Source organism: Herbiconiux sp. 320_LB (assembly GCF_059691755.1).
On the sequence record NZ_JCAWAD010000002.1, the window covers coordinates 120,810 to 141,472 of the forward strand.

Annotated in this window: 19 protein-coding genes; 9 read left to right on the plus strand and 10 right to left on the minus strand. The window is 64.0% G+C overall.

Annotation, left to right across the window (positions count from 1 at the left end):
• Nucleotides 1–7: 7 nt before the first annotated feature.
• From AC59HU_RS04725 to AC59HU_RS04745, 5 genes are all read left to right on the plus strand, one after another.
• Nucleotides 8–1,135: a glycosyltransferase gene (locus tag AC59HU_RS04725; protein WP_497222201.1), complete on the plus strand. Its 1,128-nt coding sequence runs from the start codon at nt 8–10 to the stop codon at nt 1,133–1,135.
• A complete protein-coding gene (locus AC59HU_RS04730; protein WP_497222202.1) occupies nt 1,132–2,313 on the plus strand; it encodes a glycosyltransferase family 4 protein in 1,182 nt (393 codons plus the stop codon). The genes AC59HU_RS04725 and AC59HU_RS04730 overlap by 4 nt, the downstream gene beginning before the upstream one ends.
• 31 nt (nt 2,314–2,344) lie before the next feature.
• Nucleotides 2,345–3,529: an oligosaccharide flippase family protein gene (locus AC59HU_RS04735; RefSeq protein ID WP_497222203.1), complete on the plus strand. Its 1,185-nt coding sequence runs from the start codon at nt 2,345–2,347 to the stop codon at nt 3,527–3,529.
• Nucleotides 3,530–3,781: 252 nt separating this feature from the next.
• A complete protein-coding gene (locus tag AC59HU_RS04740) occupies nt 3,782–4,966 on the plus strand; it encodes a Coenzyme F420 hydrogenase/dehydrogenase, beta subunit C-terminal domain (RefSeq protein WP_497222204.1) in 1,185 nt (394 codons plus the stop codon).
• Nucleotides 4,967–5,013: 47 nt separating this feature from the next.
• A complete protein-coding gene (locus AC59HU_RS04745; RefSeq protein WP_497222205.1) occupies nt 5,014–6,084 on the plus strand; it encodes a polysaccharide pyruvyl transferase family protein in 1,071 nt (356 codons plus the stop codon).
• A gap of 4 nt (nt 6,085–6,088) precedes the next feature.
• On the opposite strand, the gene AC59HU_RS04750 is transcribed toward AC59HU_RS04745, so the two are convergent.
• The 7 genes from AC59HU_RS04750 to AC59HU_RS04780 all read right to left on the minus strand — a co-directional run bounded on the left by AC59HU_RS04750 (nt 6,089) and on the right by AC59HU_RS04780 (nt 15,081).
• A complete protein-coding gene (locus AC59HU_RS04750; RefSeq protein WP_497222206.1) occupies nt 6,089–7,084 on the minus strand; it encodes a glycosyltransferase family 2 protein in 996 nt (331 codons plus the stop codon).
• Entirely contained in the window at nt 7,084–8,475 is a 1,392-nt protein-coding gene (locus AC59HU_RS04755; RefSeq protein WP_497222207.1) for a hypothetical protein, read from the minus strand. Before AC59HU_RS04755 ends, AC59HU_RS04750 begins: the two co-directional genes overlap by 1 nt.
• A gap of 33 nt (nt 8,476–8,508) precedes the next feature.
• Entirely contained in the window at nt 8,509–9,999 is a 1,491-nt protein-coding gene (locus AC59HU_RS04760; RefSeq protein WP_497222208.1) for a sugar transferase, read from the minus strand.
• Between the two features lie 73 nt (nt 10,000–10,072).
• Entirely contained in the window at nt 10,073–10,705 is a 633-nt protein-coding gene (locus AC59HU_RS04765; RefSeq protein WP_497222209.1) for a hypothetical protein, read from the minus strand.
• Nucleotides 10,706–10,995: 290 nt separating this feature from the next.
• Nucleotides 10,996–12,405, minus strand: a complete 1,410-nt coding sequence (locus tag AC59HU_RS04770) for a tyrosine-protein kinase domain-containing protein (RefSeq protein ID WP_497222210.1) — start codon at nt 12,403–12,405, stop codon at nt 10,996–10,998.
• A gap of 448 nt (nt 12,406–12,853) precedes the next feature.
• Nucleotides 12,854–14,383, minus strand: coding sequence for a hypothetical protein (locus tag AC59HU_RS04775; protein WP_497222211.1), 1,530 nt, complete (start codon nt 14,381–14,383; stop codon nt 12,854–12,856).
• Nucleotides 14,380–15,081 carry an ABC transporter ATP-binding protein gene (locus AC59HU_RS04780; RefSeq protein WP_497222212.1) on the minus strand — a complete coding sequence of 234 codons (702 nt, stop codon included), beginning with the start codon at nt 15,079–15,081 and terminating at the stop codon, nt 14,380–14,382. The genes AC59HU_RS04775 and AC59HU_RS04780 overlap by 4 nt, the downstream gene beginning before the upstream one ends.
• Before the next feature lie 108 nt (nt 15,082–15,189).
• Between AC59HU_RS04780 and AC59HU_RS04785 the strand changes: the two genes are divergently transcribed.
• Both AC59HU_RS04785 and AC59HU_RS04790 read left to right on the plus strand, forming a co-directional pair.
• A complete protein-coding gene (locus tag AC59HU_RS04785) occupies nt 15,190–15,825 on the plus strand; it encodes a LysE family translocator (RefSeq protein WP_497222213.1) in 636 nt (211 codons plus the stop codon).
• Nucleotides 15,826–15,887: 62 nt separating this feature from the next.
• Nucleotides 15,888–17,279: an HNH endonuclease signature motif containing protein gene (locus AC59HU_RS04790; protein ID WP_497222214.1), complete on the plus strand. Its 1,392-nt coding sequence runs from the start codon at nt 15,888–15,890 to the stop codon at nt 17,277–17,279.
• 115 nt (nt 17,280–17,394) lie between these two features.
• Here the strand turns inward: AC59HU_RS04790 and AC59HU_RS04795 are convergent, their stop codons facing one another.
• Nucleotides 17,395–17,820, minus strand: a complete 426-nt coding sequence (locus AC59HU_RS04795; protein ID WP_497222215.1) for an immunity protein CdiI family protein — start codon at nt 17,818–17,820, stop codon at nt 17,395–17,397.
• Here AC59HU_RS04795 and AC59HU_RS04800 point away from each other — a divergent pair, their 5' ends adjacent.
• Entirely contained in the window at nt 17,821–18,294 is a 474-nt protein-coding gene (locus AC59HU_RS04800) for a GNAT family N-acetyltransferase (protein ID WP_497222216.1), read from the plus strand.
• Between the two features lie 264 nt (nt 18,295–18,558).
• Nucleotides 18,559–18,867, plus strand: a complete 309-nt coding sequence (locus AC59HU_RS04805) for a hypothetical protein (RefSeq protein WP_497222217.1) — start codon at nt 18,559–18,561, stop codon at nt 18,865–18,867.
• 82 nt (nt 18,868–18,949) lie between these two features.
• On the opposite strand, the gene AC59HU_RS04810 is transcribed toward AC59HU_RS04805, so the two are convergent.
• Complete coding sequence (locus AC59HU_RS04810) at nt 18,950–19,606, minus strand: hypothetical protein (RefSeq protein ID WP_497222218.1); 657 nt, start codon at nt 19,604–19,606, stop codon at nt 18,950–18,952.
• Between the two features lie 453 nt (nt 19,607–20,059).
• Nucleotides 20,060–20,663, minus strand: a 604-nt coding sequence (locus AC59HU_RS04815) for an LPXTG cell wall anchor domain-containing protein (RefSeq protein ID WP_497222219.1), incomplete at its 5' end; no start/stop codon positions are given.

Below are 20,663 nucleotides of genomic sequence, written 5' to 3' on the forward strand. Positions count from 1 at the left end.
TTTGCAGGTGGCTACGTTGGTGACGCCCGACGGGGCCTATGGCGGGCCTGTCCGTGTCGCACTGAATCAACTCGCCGAATTGCAGAAACTGGGCCATACCGTCGAATTCGCGGCTGCGACGAGCGGTTTCGACCGCACTCCGACAGCGCTGCAGGGGGTGCCGGCGAGACTATTTCCCGCTCGCAGGGTCGTACCGAAAACCGGCTACGCCGGGCTTGCTTCACCTGGTCTCACTCGTTTTGTGAAGCAGCACGTCGACGACTACGACGTCATCCACGTCCATGTGGCCCGGGACCTCATCACGCTTCCGGTGGCTTCCATCGTCGCGAAAAGCGCAACTCCGCTGGTCCTTCAGCCCCACGGGATGATTGACGAGTCCAGCAACCCGCTGGCCACGGTCATCGACAGCATGCTCACTCGACGTGTCCTCCGTGGGAGCGATGAGATCCTTTCTCTCACCCCGCTCGAGAGCTCGAGCCTCCGAGCTGTGGCTGGGCCTGAACTGCCGATCACGATGATCGCCAATGGTGTGCTCCTTCCGGACCTGCCGGTTTCGACGACATCGCGACGGGAGATGCTCTTCCTGGCGCGACTTCATCCTCGGAAGAGGGCCCCCATGTTCGTCGACGCGGCGATCGCCTTGGTGAAAGAAGGCACAGATTTCGATTTCGCGTTGATCGGTCCGGACGAGGGTGATGGCGGGACCGTGCAGGAGTTGATCGACTCCCACGGCCTCGCTGGTCGCATCCGATGGGAAGGTGCCCTGCCACCAGACGAGACACTCACTCGCATGGCTGGCTCGTCGGTTTACGTTCTTCCCTCTGTGGGCGAGGTGCTCTCCATGTCGATTCTCGAAGCGATGTCCCTCGGACTCCCCATCGTGATCACCGATAGCAACGGGCTAGCCCCTTCCATTCGCGAAACACGGTCCGGCCTCGTTACGGACGGATCGCTCGACGGGCTCACCGATGCGATGCGGGCTATGACTGCCTCGGCAGAGAGTCGCGCGGAAATGGGACGAAATGCACGGCAACTCGTCCGAGACAAGTACTCCATCGAAGCCGTCGGCAAGCGGCTGGAGGCCGTCTATGAGTCGCACCTGGGCCACGAAAAGATCACGCAGGAGACCACATGAAGCGCGATAGGACGAAGACGAACGTAATCGCGATCGTCCAGCCGTTCGTCCCCTCGTACAGGAAGGGACTCTTCGACGCGATTTCGAGTCGCCTTGAGCAGGAGGGGCTCGAACTGGAGGTTTGGCACGCGGAGCCCAAAGGAATCGTTGCCTCGCGGCGCAACTCCGTCGCTGGTCGATGGAGCGTACCGATCAAGCAGCACCGCCTGTCTGTGCGTCGCCGCAATGTGACGTTCAGAGCTATCCACCGGGAGGCCCGCCACGTACGAGCTGTGATCACCGGGCTCGCCAGTTCGAACATCGAGACCTACGCGCTTGCCGCCGATCCGAAGATCACGATGATGCTCTGGGGGCACGGCCGTAACTTCACGGCCGGTAACAACGCCTTGGACGCGCGACTCGAAGGTTGGCTCATGGGCAGAGCCACCCATGTATTCACCTATACCGCGCAGGGCGCGGCACACCTGGGGGCGGGCGGAGTTCCGTCCGAGAAGATCTCGACCGTCGTGAACACGACCGACACGGCCCGGCTTCGAGCGGCCAAATCGGGCACGAGCCCGGATGAGCTTCGGTCCTGGTCTGATCGGCTGAATCTCACCGAGTCATCTCATGTCGCACTGTTCGTCGGTGCGTTCGACGTGCCGAAACGACTCCCCTTCCTCTTCGAGGCTGCAGACATCGTGAGCGCCGCCGATCCGGACTTCGTGCTGGTTCTCGCCGGCGCCGGCCCACTCGATTCGTACGTCGCAGAAGAGGCTGCGGAGCGATCGTTCGTCCGGTTAGCCGGGCGATTGGAGATCGACGAGCTGGGGTCCGCCTCGAACCTCGTCGACGTCATTCTCATACCCGGCAGGGTCGGGCTCGTGGCCGTGGATTCGCTGGCTCTTGGGACTCCCATCGTCACCACCAAATACCCCTTCCACGCTCCGGAGGCCGACTACCTAGACGAGAGCAACTCCGTCTGGACGGAGGACGACGTCCAGTCATATGCGGCAGGGATAATCCGCCTGTTCAGAGACAGCGCGAAGCTCGCGGGGCTGAAAGATCGGGCAATCTCGGACGGAGACGCGTTCTCCGCCGAGAAGAGCGCCGACAACTTCGTGCGCGGCATCCTCGCTGGACTAATGAATACACCTTCGGCACTCGGCCAGGCTGAAGTGAAGTCGCCAATTGACTGAGCCTCGACCCTTCTTGGGTCAGTTTGCTTGGGTGTCCGCCGGGCGTCTTCTCGCCGCGCTACTGCAAGCGTTCTCACTCGTCCTCATCGCTCGAAGCGTTAGCCCCTCTGAATTTGGCCTACTTTCAGTCGTGCTTGCTCTCGCGACTGTGGCACAAACCGCCATCGACATGGGAGTTGCCACCTTTATATCGAGAGAGCGCGCTTCGAACCCCGATAGTGGCGCAATCACCGTCGCCCTGCGGTTCAACAATTTGTCGTCCATTGCGCTTGCAATAATCGCGGCGGCCGCCCTACTTCTAGCTGCCGCCTTCATCAGCCCGTCCTACTTGCTTATGCTTCCTTTAGCCCTCTGGATGAGTGGAGAGCGTAACGCTGATGCGAGGCTCACGGTCGCCTTCGCCGACGGTGACGCGAAAATCAACGTCTTCAATTTGCTCGCTAGGAGACTCGGTTCGATTCTCCTGTTCCTTATCTTCCTTTCAGCGTCCGTCGAACCCTTGCTCGGATACTCGATTGCCGTTGCCTCCGCAGCGCTGGCCTCCTCGGTGTTTGCGAATTCGTATGTGAGAAAACGTGTGACGGCGCCACCTGATATCTCGTATCGAACGCTTTTGCGTGAGGCATGGCCGTATTGGTTGCACTCGGTCTCGACCCAAGCCCGAAACCTCGACGTAGTGGTCACAACAGCGTTCGCGGGTGCGTTACAAGCGGGCTTCTATTCAGCTGCCAGCCGGCTGACAAGCCCCCTCCGCTTGCTCCCGTCGTCACTAGCAACAGTCTTATTGCCCGCATCTTCACGTGCCGTGGCCCATTCCAAATCGCTTAGGCCGATGGTGCGTACGGTATTGCTAGTCACACTTGGGATGACGTTCGTTTATGCGGTCCTGATTCCACTTATGCCATGGGTCGTAAATTTGGCCCTCGGTCAAGATTACGAGCCTGCAGTACCGGTGATGCAGATTGTGGTGGCTGGGCTCCCGTTCGCCGCTTCCGCGTCACTGGTCGCATCTCTCTTGCAAGGGATTGGCAGGAAGCATCTCGTGGCAACCACGTCGACAATCACGACAGTTGTGTGCTTGGTCGGGGTCGGCCTGAGTTCGGCCCTAGCGGGTGCCGTCGGCGCCGGCGTGGCGTTGTCCGCCTCATTCATACTTCAATGCGCGATTCTCTGGGCAGCTCTGGGGTCAACGCTGTATGCCCGGCGCAAGCATTGATGCGCAACGATGGATGTTGTTTTCGAACGATCACACCAGGGATGGGACCAGATGTCGACGATAGATGACGTTGTAACGAGCGGAACATGCGTTGGATGCGGTGGTTGCGGCGCCGCAACTGACGGTCGGATACCCATCAGGCTGACTACTCGGGGGGTTTATCAGGCGGACCTTTCCGGCGTAAGCGCAGAAGATAAGGCATTGGGGTCGCGGGTCTGCCCTTTCGCGGACGAGTCGAAGAACGAGGACGAGGTGGCCGCCGAGGTTCTTGACCCCTCCCTTCCTCACGATCCCCGGATCGGCAAGTACCGAGGGATGTACGCCGGCCGCATCAGCGACGACACAAAGATCCCCGGCAGCAGTTCTGGCGGGATCACGAGTTGGCTCCTCACGCAGCTACTCGAGCGCAGCGAGGTCGACGGGGTGATCCACGTCGGATCGACCGAGTCGCCGATGTTCGGCTATGTCGTTTCGCGCTCAGTTGATGAGGTGATGGGGCGGCGGAAGTCGCAGTATCACCCCGCCAGCTTCGCCAAGACGCTGCGCTCCGTCCGCGGCGATGGACTCCGCTATGCCTTCGTCGGGGTCCCCTGTGCGATCAAGAGCGCACGCCACGTATGCGCCGAGGACACAGTACTCGGAGAGCAGATCGCGTTCTTCGTCGGCATCGTGTGCGGTCACCTCAAGTCGTCCGCCTACGCGGAGTCCTTCGCCTGGCAGGTGGGAGTCCCGCCGACCGACCTGGACACCGTGGACTTCCGGATCAAGAATCCCGCACTCACATCTCGTCAGTACAGTTTCGGCGCCAAGTCGAAGTCGACCGGAGAGTGGTCTGAAGCCGAGACGCTTTCCCTTGTCGGAGGCAACTGGGGTCATGCGGTGTTCCAGCTCGAGGCGTGCAACTACTGCGACGACATCTTCGCGGAGACCGCCGATGTCGTCGTCGGCGATGCGTGGCTTTCGAAATATGAAATCGACTGGCGCGGGACCAACGTCGTCATCACGCGCAACGCGATCATCGACGGGATCTTGACGGACGGGGTAGCGGCGGGAAACGTCGGTCTGGATCATCTCGACACCGACTCGGTTGCGAAAACACAGGCCGGCAACTTCCGCCACCGCAGGGAGGGCCTCGCCGTCCGACTTGCGGATGACGACAGCGTAGGCCGGTGGCACCCCAAGAAGCGAGTCGCGCCCGGTTACGACCACGTCGACGCCGAGCGACTCGAGATCATCCGCAAGCGCCGCGTGCTATCGACCGAAAGCCACGGAATGTTCGCTGAAGCCAAAGAGGCCAACGATCTGGGCGTCTACATCAACGCTATTCGTCCCCTCATTACGTCGTACCAGCAGCAGACGAAGATGTCGTTCCGCATCCGGTTGCGGAACAAGGCACAGCGCGAATTCTGGAAGCTCGTGGGCAAGGTCAAGCGCTAGTCAGAGTGCCGACCTTTTTCGCTGAACCACCACCAAACGGAGACCACATGTCACAGCGTGACCGTCAATTGTTCATCGTGCTTACCGGGGTGAGCGGCAACCTCGGTGACGCCGTCATCCGACGAAGGATCCTCAACTGGGTCCGCGGCACCGGGACGATCCACGCCTATCTGGGCCGCACCACCCCGGGGTGGATCGAACAGATCGGCCTCAGGGAAGGCGAGTTCTCCTACACGGCAAAAGATCGTCGCGCGTGGCTCAAAGGCCTTCTCTTCGCGCGAGGGCCCCGTGCGTGGGTATTCGACCCAGGGGAGGTGCCTCTCGGCCGCGCACACCTGAAGTCGGAGGTGCTGTTCTTGGCATTCGCCATCATCGTGCGCCTCCGCGGCGGCAAGATCATCCGTCCCCCGCGTGCTGTCGGCGAGTACTCGCCTTTGGTCGGGGCGATCTATCGCGCCTCGGCTTGGCTCTCGCAGGAGGTCCTCTGGCGGGACGAGGCGAGCCTTGCCCTGATGAAGGTCGGGAAGCTCGTGCCCGACACTGCCTTCAGCGAGCCACGTGTGGACGGTCTACCGCTGGCGGACAGGAACACTTTGATAGTGAGTCTCCGTGGCAAGCGGCCCACGCCCAATGACGCATGGATCGAAGGGGTCAGCGCTGTAGCGAAATCTGCGAATCTTCGGATCAAGCTGGTGAGTCAGGTAGATGAGGACGAGAAACGGTCCTCTGAACTTGCGGACCGATTCGGCGCCGAGGTAGCCGACTATCTTCCCTGGGGAGATCGATCCGACGCTGAGCAAGAGAGCTACGTCAGGGGGCTCTACAAGAGTGCTGCATTGGTCGTAAGCGACCGATTGCATGTGCTGATTCTCTCGTCCATCGCCGGCGCCCAGCCGTCAGAAGTGGTCCCCGCGCCGAAGGCGAAAGTCGAGCAACACTTCGCTGTCGCGGGCTACCACGGAGTTTCGCTCGATAGCAGTAATGCCAGCGCGTCGCAGATCGAAGCTTTCCTTCACGCTCAATTGGGACGAACGGCGGAGCTCGACAGCGCTCTTACGAACGCCTTCGATGAACTCGAATCGGAAGTTCTTCGCATTCGTACTCTGCTGAAGAAGTGACCGGTTAGACGGCGGAATCGACTGCAGCCCAGGTCCGACTCCGGTGACGCTTGTAGAGCACCCTGTAAAGCGGAAAAGTGTACTTGATCATCGCTGCGCGGAGTGCCGCGTCACGTTGACCGGCCCGAAGCAGGGTGAGGACTTCGCTAAGTCGCACGGCACGTCGACCGCGGTGCCGCACCGCGGTTAGGGTCTGTGCGTCGGTCCCCCCTTCTCGTCGGACGGACTCGTTGATCGAGGGGATGATCACATTCCGGTATTTGAAGGTGATTAGCGCCCCCTGTGCCGCCTCCGACCCGATGGCGGCCGTCTCTGCCAGAGCGAGGCAATCCCAAAGATCATCCCAGCGGTAGCTCTTCCCGTTGAGGATTGATCCCTGATGGACGTAGTAGGTATACAGAGTGCGAGGAAGAAGGGCGACTACTGAAGCATTCTGCAGCAGCGCGAACATCCCCCCCAGATCTGAGTGTGCGCGGGTTGCAGGGAACGGGTCCGTCCCGATTAAACCGCGTCGGAAGAGCTTGTTCCACAGGTGACCCTGGATCATCCCTTGGAGAAGCCTGGCTAGTGCCATGTCGCCGGTGATCAATTCCTCGTAGCGCGAATCTTCAATCAGGGACTTCGACCAATCTGGGAGTGTTATCTTCTGTGCGTTACAGACAACAACATCTGCCCCTGTCGATTCAGCGCGATGCAGCATAGCCGACACGATGTCGGGCTGCCAGTCGTCGTCGCAGTCAGCAAACCACAGGTAATCTCCCGTGGCTGCCCTCACGGCTTGATTTCGCGCTGCGGCTACGCCTCGTCCCGTGCTGGAAATGACGGTCACGTTTTGCAACTGATGAGTCCATGACTTCGCGAGCTCGGCGGAACCGTCAGTTGAATGATCATCGATTACAACGAATTCGACCTCGGGCCCGTCGAGTGTGCCGAGATTGGCCAATGATCTGGGCAGATACTCTGCCGCGTTGTGTATCGGTAGGATCACACTGATCTGCATCAAATCCTGCCATTCCTTAGCCGGGACCAATCCCGCAGCCGGATGAGCGAATAGGCCACGACTTGGATCGCGACCATCAGGTATAGATACCTCAGGTTCGATCGTAGGTTGTACTGGGTTGATTGGATCACGAACACGAACGTCAGCCCCAATGCCGCTATCCCGATGAGTCGCCAGGCGGGATCTCGCAGGAGGGTGCCGTTCAACCGCTGGGAGACTCCCAGTAGAAGTCCAATTCCAGAAGCCACGACGGTGAGGAAACCGAACCCGTAGTTGGCGAGTTCACCGATTGACGAATACGGCGTATATCGGTTAAGTCGAAGAGAGCGGGCGATGTCGTACCAACCAGCTGAGTCCCCTGACACGGGCGTCAAGGAGATCCAGAGCGCCTCAATGCCGATAGATGGTTGAGCGAAAGCCGTGAGAGCGGTGATCTTGAAACCCGCGAGCACGTTGTTTGCGCTGGCGGCAAGTATTTCGGGATTCAGCGCGAACGTGTAGAGGCCCTGTAGGTGCGGCAGAAGTCCATGCGTGGGCAAACCCCGGAAGTAGAGCGGGAGGGAAAGCGAGATCAGGGCGAACAGAGCCGTGATGATCGCTCCTAGGACTGGGATCCGCCCACGCTTCGCCAGGATGTAACCAATCAGGATAAGGATCGGCACCAGGGCCAGACGCCTCGTCCCTAGTGAGATGAAGTACGCGACATATGCCCCAAGGAGAACGATCGCTAAGAACCGCACGGCTCCCGCTCGCGAGAAAACGACGATCCCGAGAGCCACGACGGCCCCCAATGCGACCATCTGAAACGCTGCTTCAAAGCTTGAGTCGCGGCCAACCAGTCGGTCAGGGCGGGAGAAGAAATCCGACACGCCCAGGAGGGCGATCAGTAAGGCGAATTCGACCACAGCGATGATCAGAATCGGTCCACTGAATCTGGCCAGATCACCGAGGTCAAGCAAATTGCCGTCGCTATTTCCTGCTTCAGTCTTAGACCGCCGCGTTCCGCCGCGGAAGACCGCTGCAACTACCAGGACAATGCTTGACGTATAGAAGAGGAGATTCGCCCCCTGCACTCGAAGCTCCATAGTGAGGAGAACGTCTACGCCCCCGGTTCCGCCTGACCCTGTAAGGACATTCGTCAACGTGAATCCCAAGAGCCCGATCACCGACAGGTAGCCAGCGAAATATATTGCGGGCGAAACGCCCAGCGGCGCCAATCTGCGTGCGAGCAGTGTGAATGCGGCGATGTTGGCCAACGCCAGCGGCAATACGCGGATGAAATCAGGAATGATCATTGTGACGACGACTGCGATAATTAGAGTTGTCATCATGAAGATCGCCCGAGGCCCAACCCGGCGGGGTACGGTCTCGTTCACAGTCTTCTCATCCACGCCACTCATGCGCACACCTTCTTAAGCCTCACGTCAGTACGCGCCGTCTCGAGCGAGAACTGCGCGAAGCGTTCGCCATAAAATCGAGACGTCTCCCGTCAGCGACCAATTCTCGACATAGTAGAGGTCGAGCCGCACGGTGTCTTCCCATGACAGGTTGGACCGCCCACTCACCTGCCAAAGCCCCGTGATTCCCGGCTTCACGAGGAATCGACGGTGAACGTGTTTCTCGTACTGTTCGACTTCCTTCTGCAGCGGCGGACGTGGGCCGACCAGAGCCATTGAACCTCCGAACACATTGAATAGTTGCGGAAGTTCGTCCAAGCTGAATCGACGCAATACTCGGCCTACGGGCGTCACTCGGGGATCGTCCTTCATCTTGAAGAGCACCGCGTTTCCCTCTGTCCGTTGTTGCTTTGCGACGGCCTCCAATTGAGCCTCAGCGTCGATCACCATGGATCTGAACTTGAGCATCTTGAATGGTCGGCCGTTGTAGCCAACTCTGTCTTGCCGAAAAAGTACGGGACCCGGGGTGCTCAACCTGACGGTCATCGCCAGGAGCGCCAGCAGCGGCGACAAGAGGAAGATCCCGAGCCCCGAGGCGACGACATCGAACGTGCGCTTCGCGAACCACTTGCCTCCCTCATAACGAGGCGTCTCGACGTGTATTAGAGGAAGCCCCGCGACAGGCCGGGTGTGGATTCGCGGGCCTCCGATATCGACGAGACTTGGCGCGACAACGAGATGCTGTCTGCCTGGTTCCAGACTCCAGCTGAGTTCTCGCACCCGCGTCGGCGGCAACTCATCGGCGCTCGTGATCACCAGAGTGTCCGCACCGAGCGCCTTCATCGCCTCTGTCACGCTATCCAGGTCCCCAAGAACGGGTACGTCTGTTCTAGCCAGCGTCATGACCCCGGTGTGCCCTGGAACGCACGCGCCGATCACCTGGTACCCAGCTTCGGGCCGGCTGTTCAACTCACTAGCAATGTGACTTACGGATGCGAACGACCCGACCAAGAGAACTCTCGAAGTGAAGGAGCCCTGGGCTCTCTTGACGTTGAGCCATTGGCGCCACATCCATCGCGAGAAAATCAAGACCGCGAGTCCGAGTGGGAACGCGATCAAGATATAGCCTCTTGCGAAGCTGATTTGGAATAAGAAGGCGACGATGGCGACCAACCCGAATAACCGCATGGCCGCATCAGCGATCAGCCGGTATTCCTGAGCTCCCGATCCAATGACCCTGTATCCGCGGGTCCCGTACACCTGGAGAATCAGCATCCATGCGACGAGGATGATCACCGAAATGACCGTGTAGCTGACGGCGAGGTCACCGGCACTGTCCCGCACGGCGAGTTTGCTCGCATCGAACCCGAACCACGCGATCTGAACTCCGAATATCACCCAGACCAGGACGAGGAAGTCAGTTATCAGCAGCCTCCGCGCGTATGCACGACGCCACTGGCTCTGCTGCTCACGGCCAGAATTCCTGACATCCTTAACGCCCACGTCATCGCTCAACATGTTTCCCCCAACATTTCGAACTTGCGGACAACGTCATGGCTCGGCGAAGGACCGATGGTCGTGTCTTCCACAATCATCCGCGCCACGTCCGACCTCCGTCTACGGACGAATGCATCGCGACACCGTCCCAAAGGAACATCCCTCGGGAATTCGAGGCGATCGCCACTTCCTCGACCGGTTCTCCGAGCTCCACGCATGCGACTCTGGCGGCAGCCTGCGTATCGCTGTCGAAGCCGTAGATTGCTGCCCCGGCACAGTCTGCGTCTTCTGCGATGGCAAGCAAAGGTCGACTCTGAGGCGTCGGAGACCCGAGCGCAAGGAAGTTCCCGCTCAAGACACGTGCCCACGGGCCCGCGCTCGAGGTCTCCGCGTACAGACCGTCCGAGCAGGCGAGTAACACGGCCGCCTCCGCCCGGGAGATGGAATGAGGAGCTGAACACGGCGCGGTGACGGCCACTCCATCGACGTAAATCTGCTGAGTTGTCACGTTCAGCCACGTCCACGAGGCGAGGGAGGAAGGGTCATCCTTCCAGAACTCTCCGGATGTGTAGCTGCGGAGCACTGTCGTCTCGCAATTGGGAAGTGTGGAGACGACGACTTCGAACTGCCCTGAGTCAACCGCATGGACCGCCTCGACGGCCCCGACTGTGTAGCCGGGAAAGGTTACATCGCTCCACGAGTTCCCGTCGGTCGATATCTGGACCATGGACGGATCGCTCCCACATGATGCGACGGAGGCCCGGATCGCACTTCCGTCTTCGGAGACGTCCAGCAGTCCAGCTTTCGGAGTGGGCTCCGGCAGCGGGGCCGACGAGGGTGACGATGTCGCCTCGCCACCCCACGTCGGGGCCGGCCCGGGTACGTCCCCGGCCTCCGGCACTGTGGATGACCGCAGAGCGTAAACAGCGAGAAGAGTTGCCGCGACGGCGAGAACGGCGACGATGACGACCGGGACAAGCCCGCTGAAGCTGGTTCTCGCGCGCGCTCTGGCCATATCTACTTGGTCTTCGACCTCTTGGAGGGAGCAGGGGTGTCTTCCGCGTCTCCATAGCCATATCCGTAGCCGTAGCCGTAGCGGCTGTAGCCGTAGGAGTCGGGACCCTTCGTCGGGAGCATCGTCAACACGACACCAGCGACCTTTGCGCCCACGTTCGACAGAGCAGTCACGGCACCTTTCACATGCGCCTTGTGCGCCCGCCCAGCTGCAACCATCAACAGCGCGCCGCTCGTATTGTTGGCCAGAATCGCCGCATCCGTAACTGGAAGCAATGGCGGGGCATCAAAAAGTATCGTGTCGAACGACTTCTCGATGCTCTGAATCAGAGAGATCATCGCCTTCGACCCCAGGAGCTCGCTCGGGTTCGGCGGAATTCGTCCCGCTGGAAGGACATAGAGATTGGTTTCGCCCCACCGCTGAATCACATCGTTGGCCACAGCGCGTCCGACGAGAATGTCGGTAAGGCCGGCGCCGCCTTCGAGGCCCAAATATGCGGCAACCTTGGGCTTGCGAAGATCGGCGTCCACGAGGAGAACTCGCTGCCCGGACAACGCAATGACGATGGCTAGATTCGCAGCGGAGGTGCTCTTGCCTTCGCCCGGAATGGACGACGTCACAACAAAACTTCGTTCACTGCCCACGTTGAGGAACTGGAGGTTCGTGCGAAGCGTTCGGAAGGACTCGGCTCGCGGGCTCCGAGGGTCGTCCTTGACCACCAAGGGATTGTCGGGAGTCCGCTGGTCGAACGCGACTCCTCCGATGATCGGCGCATCCGTGATCTGTTCCACGTCGCGCTCGTTCCGGATGCGAGTGTCCAGCGTCTCCCGCAGCACAGCAATGCCCAGACCGACGGCAAGACCTATGAGGGCACCGAATGCGATATTCAACGGCACGTTGGGCGTGAAGGGCGATCGGGGTATGACCGCCTGCTGCAGCACCGTGATCTTTACCGGCTCCACACCTTCCGCGTTGGGTGGCACCAGATCAGCAACTGTGCTCTGGAAACTGGAGGCGACCGCGTTGGCGATCTCCGCCGCCTCGCGGGGATCATCGTCGGTCGCAGTGATCTCCACGATCACAGTGTCTATGGGAGAAGTCGCAGAGATCTGACGAGCAAGCTGATTTACGTCGCCGGATAGACCGAGTGAGGTAATAACGGGCTGCAGCACGACCGGGGTCGTCACGATGTCCGCGTAGGACTTGACCTGGTTTTGGGCGAAATTGCCACCCTGGGTGAGGTCGCTGACAGAACCGGAGGACTGGACGGACACGAACACCTTCGAGGACGCCTGGTACTCCGGAGTTCGCGTGATTGAGTACGCCGCACCGATCGCGACTCCGATCAGCGTGAAAGCGACGATGAAGATCCATCCCTTGCGCAGCACTCTGATGTAATCACGTAGTTCCACGCAGGTTTTCCCTCTCCCCAAGAGACCCGAGTGGGTCCGAGCATCACGTCCACCATGGTCTCACATCGGTGATTGCCAGACATTCGCATGGCTGACGCAATTCGTTCTGCACCAGTCACGCTACGGCACCCCGTAATGGCGATCGCCACTGATGGCTCTTGTTTACGTTGAAGAGACGAACTTGTTACGCCCACGACATCAACGAGGCTCATTTTCTCAGAGGCTCGCATTCCCAATTAACGGAGTGGTCGTTGCGCGCCCGGATGTGGCGCAGGGGCAAATCTGAGGCGTCACGAGGTGAGACGCGGGGTGGGTCTTTCCCTCGAGTCATTGGCTCGGGTCTGGCGGGCGTCCGCGCAGCGGATGCGGGAGATGACTCGAGGGGAAGACCCACCCCGCGTCGATTCCGGCAGCCCGGCCGGCCCTGCCCCGAGGGGGTCTCCGCTCGTCAGCGGCGGTGCCGCCAGCGGTACGCGGCCGAACACGCCGTGAGGGCGACGATCGCCGCCGTGAGGAGCGGGGCGCTCGCCAGCAGCGCGGCCGAGGTGCCGGCGAGGGCCGCGAAGAGGATGCCGTCGAGCGCCCAGGCGAGTCGCACGGCCGCCATCGGATCGCCCATCGCAGTCGGGATCGGAGTCAGGAGCACCGGCGGGAAAGGACCCTTCAGAGCCGCGGAGACACGGCCGATGAGCGCGAGCAGAGCGAGCCATCCCGCGGCGAGTGCGCCACCGACTGGGAAGACGCCCGCCGTCAGCCAGAACACCGCGATCACGGCGGCGACGACGATCACGGCCACGACGGCCGGGAACAGCAGGTGATGGGCCAGGAGCTGCGCGTCACCGATGCCGTAGAGCGGGAGATCGGCCGCGGTGTCGGCGGCGTGCCGGATGCCGTCGGTCAACGGCCCGAACGCGGCGTAGGCGATGACGCCGGCGGCCGCGCCGAGGAGCCAGCCCGGCATCGTGGGAGCGGTGGCGATCACGACGAGTCCCAGCGCGATCGCGAACCCGAGCACGCCGGCCGCGAATCGGCCGGGCGTTCGGATCGCGCCGACCGCGTCGCGGATGAGGAACAGGGAGGTGAGACCGCGGCCGGGCCTGACCGCCCGGATTCGGCGCCCGAGCTGCGGACGCCGTTGATAGAGCCGGGCGGCGGTGTCGAAGTCGAGACCGGAGGCCCGCGTCGTGGCGCTGTTCCACCGAGACGCCTGGGCGATGAGCTCGACCGGCACGATGGCGTTCATCAGCATCGGCACGGCGGCGAGCAGGGCCAGGGCGAGTGCCGATGTCAGCCCCAATGCCACGGCCGGCGCCATCGTCGGCGGGGCGACCGGGATGACGGATGCTCCGGTCGCGGGATAGGCCAGCGCGATCCAGCCGGAGGGGAGGAACGGTCGCAGGCCGGGAAGGAGCGCCGCCGCCGAGCCGGATGCCCCGACCGCGAGGGCTGCGATCACGACGGCTCGGGGTGCGGCCTGGCCGATCAGCCAGGCGACGGTCGTGACGACGCCGACGAGCATCCCGACCCCGGCGAAGACGGCGACACCGACAGCATCCGTCAGCCCTGCAACGAGGAGAGCGGCACCGGCGAGCGCCGCCGAGGCCGTGCAGATCGCGGCGATGGATACCCCGGAACGGAGGAGCGGACCGCGGAAGCCGGCCGCGATCGGGATGTCGCTCGTCGCCAGGGCCGACGCGAGGACGGGCGGATGCAGGGCCGGGCCGCGCTCCCGGCCCAGGAGCAGGGCACCCGCCCAGAGCGCGGTCGCGATGAGGGACGCGACCGTCGGCGCATCCGGGGACGACAGGACAGCGAGTCCCTCGGGGCTCGAGGCGCTCAACCAGACGGCTCGGGCGACGGGGGCGACGGCGACGAGGGCGATCATCAGGCCCAGGTAGATGCTGAACGAGCGGTGGCCGCCGGCCCGGGTGGTGCGGGTTCTCCAGACCGCGATCGCCGCTCGCGCCTGAGCGTTCACGCGGCCGTGCCCAGATCGAGGGTCTGATCGGCGAGCGCGTCGGCGAGCACCGAGCTGTGGGTGGCCGCGACCACGGTCGCGCCGGCATCGCGGCGAGCGCGAAGGACGCGGATGACCGTATCGACGTGTTCGGGGTCGAGTCGCTGTTCGGGCTCGTCGAGGATCAGGACGTCGAAGGGGCGGGCGAGCAGCAGGGCGAGGCCGAACAGTTGGGTCTGGCCGGAGGAGAGTTCGTGGGGGAAGCGGGCTGTCAGGTGCTCGAGGCCTAGTTGCTCTAGGAGGGCTTGCTCGACTGCGGGTGCTCGGGCGGCGTCGGGCTCGGTGGCGGCGGGGTCGGCATCGGCGGGGGCGGCAGCGGCGTGGGCTGTGGCGGCGGCGGCGGGGGCGGCCGACCAGGTCGCGGCCACCAGCCGGAGGTGCTCGAGCACGGTCAGGTCGGGCGCCATCGGCGGCAACCCGATCATGGCCGACACCCGCCGGCGGAACATCCGGTCACGGCCGTCGATGACCGAGCCGGCCAGGCGGGCGGTGCCGTGCGAGGGCCGGCGTGCTCCGGCGAGGACGCGGAGGAGAGTGGATTTCCCGGTGCCGTTCCGGCCCCGGATGATCAGCGCCTCACCGGCCCCGACCCGAACCGATGTCGGACCGAGCAGGGTCACTCCCCCGGCCTGCACGTCCACCGCATCGACGTCGATCATCCCGCCATCCCCTCACCCGGTCCGCCTTCCATGATGCACCAGGGCATCCTGACCCCGGCGTTGCGCTACATTCGGGTCACGGCACCGGGCCGTCGATCGGAGCTCATCATGGTTCCCGCCACCAACCTCGGGGCGTTCGCGCTTGCAGCGTTCGCATTGATCATCATTCCGGGGCCGAGCGTGCTCTTCGTGATCGGACGATCGCTTTCGCTCGGCAGAAAGGGTGGGTTCCTGAGCGTGCTCGGCAACGCCATCGGGATGCTCCCGGCGATCGCTCTCGTGTCGCTCGGTCTGGGTTCAATCGTGGCCGAGTCGGCCGTGGTCTTCACGATCATCAAGCTGATCGGAGCCGCCTATCTCGTCTACCTCGGCATCCAGGCGATCCGTCACCGCAACGACCACACCGCTGCGGCGACCACCACGGCGCGGCCCTCGTCGCTCCGGGTGCTCCGCGAGGGGGTCATCGTCGGCGCCACGAACCCGAAGACCATCGTCTTCTTCGTCGCGGTGCTCCCCCAGTTCGTCGACTACGGCTCGGGGGCCATCCCGGCGCAGCTGGCCGTTCTCGGAATGGTCTTCTTCACGATCGCACTCGCATCCGACACCGTCTGGGCGCTCACGGCGGGGACGGCGCGGGCCTGGTTCACCCGGAATCCGAAGGCTCTCGGCCGTCTGGGTGCCGGGGGCGGGGTCGTCATGATCGGGCTCGGCGGCGGGCTGGCGCTCTCCGGCAACGCGCACTGACTCTGCGAGGTAAGCCACCTCTTAAACGAGCTTTCATCAGGTGTTTCTGATAGAATCTCAGTATGCAGACAGCAACTCGACTCCGGGAGATCGCCGACGATCTTCGCGTCGTCGTGGGTGCTGTCGGTGGCGGTGTCGCGGGGATGCCTGATGCTGAATTGCTCGAGATCATGGCCGCCTGTGAGGCGGTGGGCCGGGTCGTCTCGGCCGCGCAGGTGCGCGTCGCCGGGGAGGTCGGGGTTCGGTCGCGACGCGAACTCGGTGACGAGGGGCTGAGTCGATCGCAGAACTTCACCAGCCCCGTCAAGCTGGTCGCGAGCGTCACGGGTGCGTCGGCTCGTGAGTGCACGGCGCGGCTCGAGCTCGGGCGCCGGCTTCGAGGTGCGGTGCTTCTCGGCGGCGGCGAGAGTCCTGCCCCGTTCCCGCTCGTTGCCGAGATGCTCGACGAGGGCACCCTGGGGGTCGAGACGGCGGCGGTCATCGTGAAGCAGTGCGCCGCACTCGCCGAGCGCGGCTGCTCGCCCGATGTCGTGGCCGGCGCCGAACAGACCCTCGTCGACGAGACGATCGCGCTGCGATTGACGACGGATCAGACATCCAAGCTGGCCATCCACCTGCGCGAGGTCATCGACCCCGATGGTGCCGAGCCGAGGGATGACCTGCACCAGCAGCAGCGCTCACTCACCATCGCCCAGGCCGGCGACGGCATGATCCGCGGGCGTTTCGCCCTCACCCCCGAGCAGGGCGGGGTGTGGCTGGCGAGCATCCAGGCGATGCAGAGCCCCCGCGTGGGTGCGCTGGCCGGCCCTAGGTTCCTCGGTGAAGACGAGTTCGCTGCGCAGGCGGCCACCACCGACATCCGCTCGCAGGCTCAGAAGAACGCCGACACGGTCACCGAACTCATCGCCCGCGCGGCCGGCACCCCCGACATGCCCCGCCTGAACGGCGCCAGCACCACGGTCAACGTGCACATCACGCTCGACGACCTCGAAGCGGGCCGCGGCGTCGGCTGGATCGATGGCATCGACGAACCCGTTCCCGCCGCTACCGTCGCGCAGCTGCGCTGCCACTCCCCCCTCACCGCCACCCTTTTCGGCGATCGCGGCGACGTGCTCTATCACGGCAAGTCGAAGCGACTCTTCACCCCGGCCCAGAACCGCGCCCTCGCCGCACGAGATGGCGGATGCGTGTGGCCCGACTGCGACCGACCACCTTCTTTCTGCGAAACCCACCACGCCGACGAATGGGTCTCCGACGACCACCCACCCGGCCGCACCGACATCGACAACGGCGTGCTCCTCTGCCACTTCCACCACAGCCACCTGCACCGGTCGGCCTGGAAGCTCACCATGCACGAAGGCGTGCCCCACCTCATCCCACCGAGCTGGATCGACTTCACTCAGACACCGATCCCGACCACCCGCCGACGCACCATCCATCGCCCAGCCGCCTGACCGGCGCGCCCGCTTTCGCACGTCGACCGCGTCATCGTGGGCAAGCGCGAAGCGCGCGGCAGCCGCCCGCAATGCAGAACACCGGGGCGGCGCACCGAACGGGACTGCCGCGGAGCTAGGGGCCGGGCGTTTCGACCGCATCCGGGTCATAGGGCCGGAAGCCCTCGACGACGTGGATGCCCGGCCCGAGTTCGGTTTGCAGGTCGAGCACCAAGCGGTGCCCCTCGGCGATCCACCGCCGGCCGACCTCGGCATCCGGCCAGCGGATCTCAAGGACGGGATCGAGCACGCTCTGCCAGGTGCGGTTCCAGGTACGCACGCGCAGGCGAAGGTCGTCGGAGACCGGCAGGGGGCCGAGGATGTCCCGCGGACCCCACCCGGGCGAGAGTCGCAGGACGTTCATGCGGTCGCCGCCGCGTTCATCCGGAGTGCCCACGGGTTTCAGCGTAGTGATCGGCCGGAGCCGGCGGCGGATCAGGTGCCGCCGGAGGTTTGAGACGATTGGTCGGTGCCCCAGAACGATGAACTCACGATCGAACACGTGGCGTGGTCGGATCCTCGCGCGATCGCGCTCCGCGACGAGATGGATGCCGAGATGGAGTCGCGATACGGGTCTCACGACTCGGGCGACCCGGAGCGGGCGGAGAAGTTTCGCCATGCCTTCGCGGTCGACGCGTCGACCATCCGGGACACGATCCTGATCCTCGACGGCGACGCGCCCGTCGCCCACGCGAGCCTGCGGATGCTGCAGACCGACGACGGGCTTGAATGGGAGGTCAAGAGGGTCATCGTCGACTCCACGCGACGGGGGCGCGGGCTGGGTCGCCGACTCCTGAACGAGGTGCTCGACGTCGCTCGACGGGGCGGGGCTCGGCGCGTCATCCTGCAGGTCGGCACCCGCCAGCCCGAGGCGATCCGTCTCTATACGGGCCTCGGCTTCACGCCGATCCCGGTCTACCCGCCCTACGCCGAGGTTCTGCCGCACTCGTTCGGGTTCGAGCTCGTTCTCGACTGAGCTGCGAGGCGGAGATCGACAGTCGTCCGACGCTGGCTCCATGAGACTTCGTCGTGGCGCACGGCCCGTCATCGTCGCCGGCGTCGTGGGCGTGGGCATCCTGTTGGCCGGATGCACGCCGGCGCCGGCGCCTACTGCCTCGCCGAGCGCTTCTGCCACTGGCACTGACACTCCGCGACCGACCGGGGCTGCCGCGCCGACACCCGCCACCACGCCGACGCCCGCACCCGCAGCCCCGACTCCCGCTCCGGCTACCCCCGAGCCTTGCCCGCGCCCGAGCAGGCAGCCCCGGCGGGGTACGACCTCGAGGCGGCCTACGCCACCTGCAAGCAGTACGCGATCGACGATCTGCCGGGGCTGACCGGCACCTTCAAGCCGTTCGACCCGGCCGACACCAACCCGATCGCCGAGGAGCAAATCAAGTCGAGTGTGTCGGACGACCCGAACGCGCTAATGATGCACGTGTTCTGGGAGTCCGACTCGACCGACCTGTCGGTGGGCACCTTCTGTTCGATCAGCGGGCCGTTCGATGCGCCCGTAGTCGCCTTCGAGCGCGGCGCCAGCAACGCGTAGCCGGGGGCCCAGGGGACGAGAGTCTTTAGCTGCCTGGCCTGGCTGTCGAGGACGAGTTGAACCTACCCGCGAAGCCGGTCCGTCACGGTCGTCGGAGTGACTCAGGTGACGGCAAGGACGCAGGCATCTGTTCGCTGGTCCAGTAGTACTCGAGAGCGCTCATCCTGCCTCCACTCAGCCAGAGCATGACGCCGCCGACTGCCTCGCCGCCCTCGATCACGAGGCGCTCCGTCGGCGCGAGGATGCCGTCAGGCAACGGAACGAGTGGCACGTGCGGATCGATTTTCAGATCGAAGCTCTGGGACCCGTCGAACCAGGGCTTCGAGTAGGTGGCAGTTTCGAGCTGCACGCGAGCCTCTTCGACTCCTTCCCAGTGGCCGACCAGAAGGAATTCGAGGAGGGAGCGTTCTTGCGGTGCGAGGTCGCGGCGCGCCGAGTCAGCCCGAGCGCGCGCCCAGAACTCCCGTTCCCATGCATCCGGATCGGCATCGTATTTACGAGCGGCGATTTCGTAGCGTGCGAACGCGGCCAGGGCTTTCGATTCATTCCACGACCGGATGGCGACGTCGTTCAGGCTCTGCGCCCCGAAATGAACGATCTCGTCGCGATAGGTCGAGAGCGCGACGACGAGCCAGGCATCATGGTCGTCAGCACGACTACCCGCCGAGAGATATTCCGCCCAGCGGCGGTCGAGTTCAGCTCGGAGCGGGTCCGGTTGGCGGGCGCCGATGTCATCCATGCAGGGAGCATAGCGAGACCGGACGCGCGAGCCCACGCGGAGCGGGCCCGCCTACACATGCGGGGCCGGTCGCTGTGTCGATGAGGCCGTGGAGGCACTCCTCGACGCGGCGGGAGGCGGTCGACTTAGCGGTCCTCGCCCTGGACGATCGAGCGATGGCCGAGAAGATCCGCAGTGTCGACGACTTCGTCGACACGCTCGGCTGCCGGACGGAGCGTCGAAGCCCCCGTGAACCGGGAACCCCTGACTCGCGCGGGCGGATGCCGGAGCGGGGTGACCGTGTGCAGCGGCCAGCCCCACCCCTCGGTCGCCTCTCAGCGACAGAAGGGGTTCGGACTCGGGTCTCCGCTGGATTGCTGCGACGGTGACGTGGCAGTGGCATCACCGACGCGAGAGACGAAGAAGGGCCCCGGAGTTCTCTGAACTCCGGGGCCCTTCTCCTCAGTGCTGGGTTCAGCTCAGGTGGAGCTTCTTGCGGAAGACGAACACCGCGGTTCCGGCCAGGGCCAGGAAGGCTCCCAGGCCGAGGAACCCGAACGGCTCGGCACCGGTCTGGGCCAGCGAACCGGTGCTGCTGGCGTTAGCGGCCGGCACGACGGGGTTGGCCGGGGTCACCGGGGTGACAGCGGCAACGAGGGTGAACTCGACCGGCGCGGACGGTTCGGAGGTCACGTCCGCCACGGTGCCGTCCTGGTTCAGCTCGGCGAGCGCCGCCACGGCGGTGTAGTCGTTCGGGTCGAGGGCCAGGGTGACGGTCCAGTCGCCGTTGGCATCGACGACGATCGGGTCCTCCGGATCGGCGGGCACGGGAGCGGCCTTGGTCGACGCCGAGTTCAGCAGATCGGTCGGTACGACCGCGAGGATCACATTCGCTCCCGGAGTGCCCGTTCCCTTGAAGGTCACGGCCGCGCCGGTGACGGTGGATCCGTCAGCCGGGCTCGTGATGACCGGAGCCGGCAGCAGCACGGCGGGGAGGTTGAAGGTGACGGACTGCTCGCCACGGCCGGCGCCACCGGTGACCTGGTTGACGTTCACGGTCTGGCTGATCGCAGCGCGT

Excerpts from the sequence above, each read along its gene's own strand:
- AC59HU_RS04730 (WP_497222202.1), top strand. The coding sequence starts at position 1,132 with ATGAAGCGCGATAGGACGAAGACGAACGTAATCGCGATCGTCCAGCCG.
- AC59HU_RS04745 (WP_497222205.1), top strand. The coding sequence starts at position 5,014 with ATGTCACAGCGTGACCGTCAATTGTTCATCGTGCTTACCGGGGTGAGC.
- AC59HU_RS04750 (WP_497222206.1), bottom strand. The coding sequence starts at position 7,084 with ATGCAGATCAGTGTGATCCTACCGATACACAACGCGGCAGAGTATCTG.
- AC59HU_RS04760 (WP_497222208.1), bottom strand. The coding sequence starts at position 9,999 with ATGTTGAGCGATGACGTGGGCGTTAAGGATGTCAGGAATTCTGGCCGT.
- AC59HU_RS04765 (WP_497222209.1), bottom strand. The coding sequence starts at position 10,705 with ATGGTCCAGATATCGACCGACGGGAACTCGTGGAGCGATGTAACCTTT.
- AC59HU_RS04780 (WP_497222212.1), bottom strand. The coding sequence starts at position 15,081 with ATGATCGACGTCGATGCGGTGGACGTGCAGGCCGGGGGAGTGACCCTG.
- AC59HU_RS04785 (WP_497222213.1), top strand. The coding sequence starts at position 15,190 with ATGGTTCCCGCCACCAACCTCGGGGCGTTCGCGCTTGCAGCGTTCGCA.
- AC59HU_RS04790 (WP_497222214.1), top strand. The coding sequence starts at position 15,888 with ATGCAGACAGCAACTCGACTCCGGGAGATCGCCGACGATCTTCGCGTC.
- AC59HU_RS04810 (WP_497222218.1), bottom strand. The coding sequence starts at position 19,606 with ATGGATGACATCGGCGCCCGCCAACCGGACCCGCTCCGAGCTGAACTC.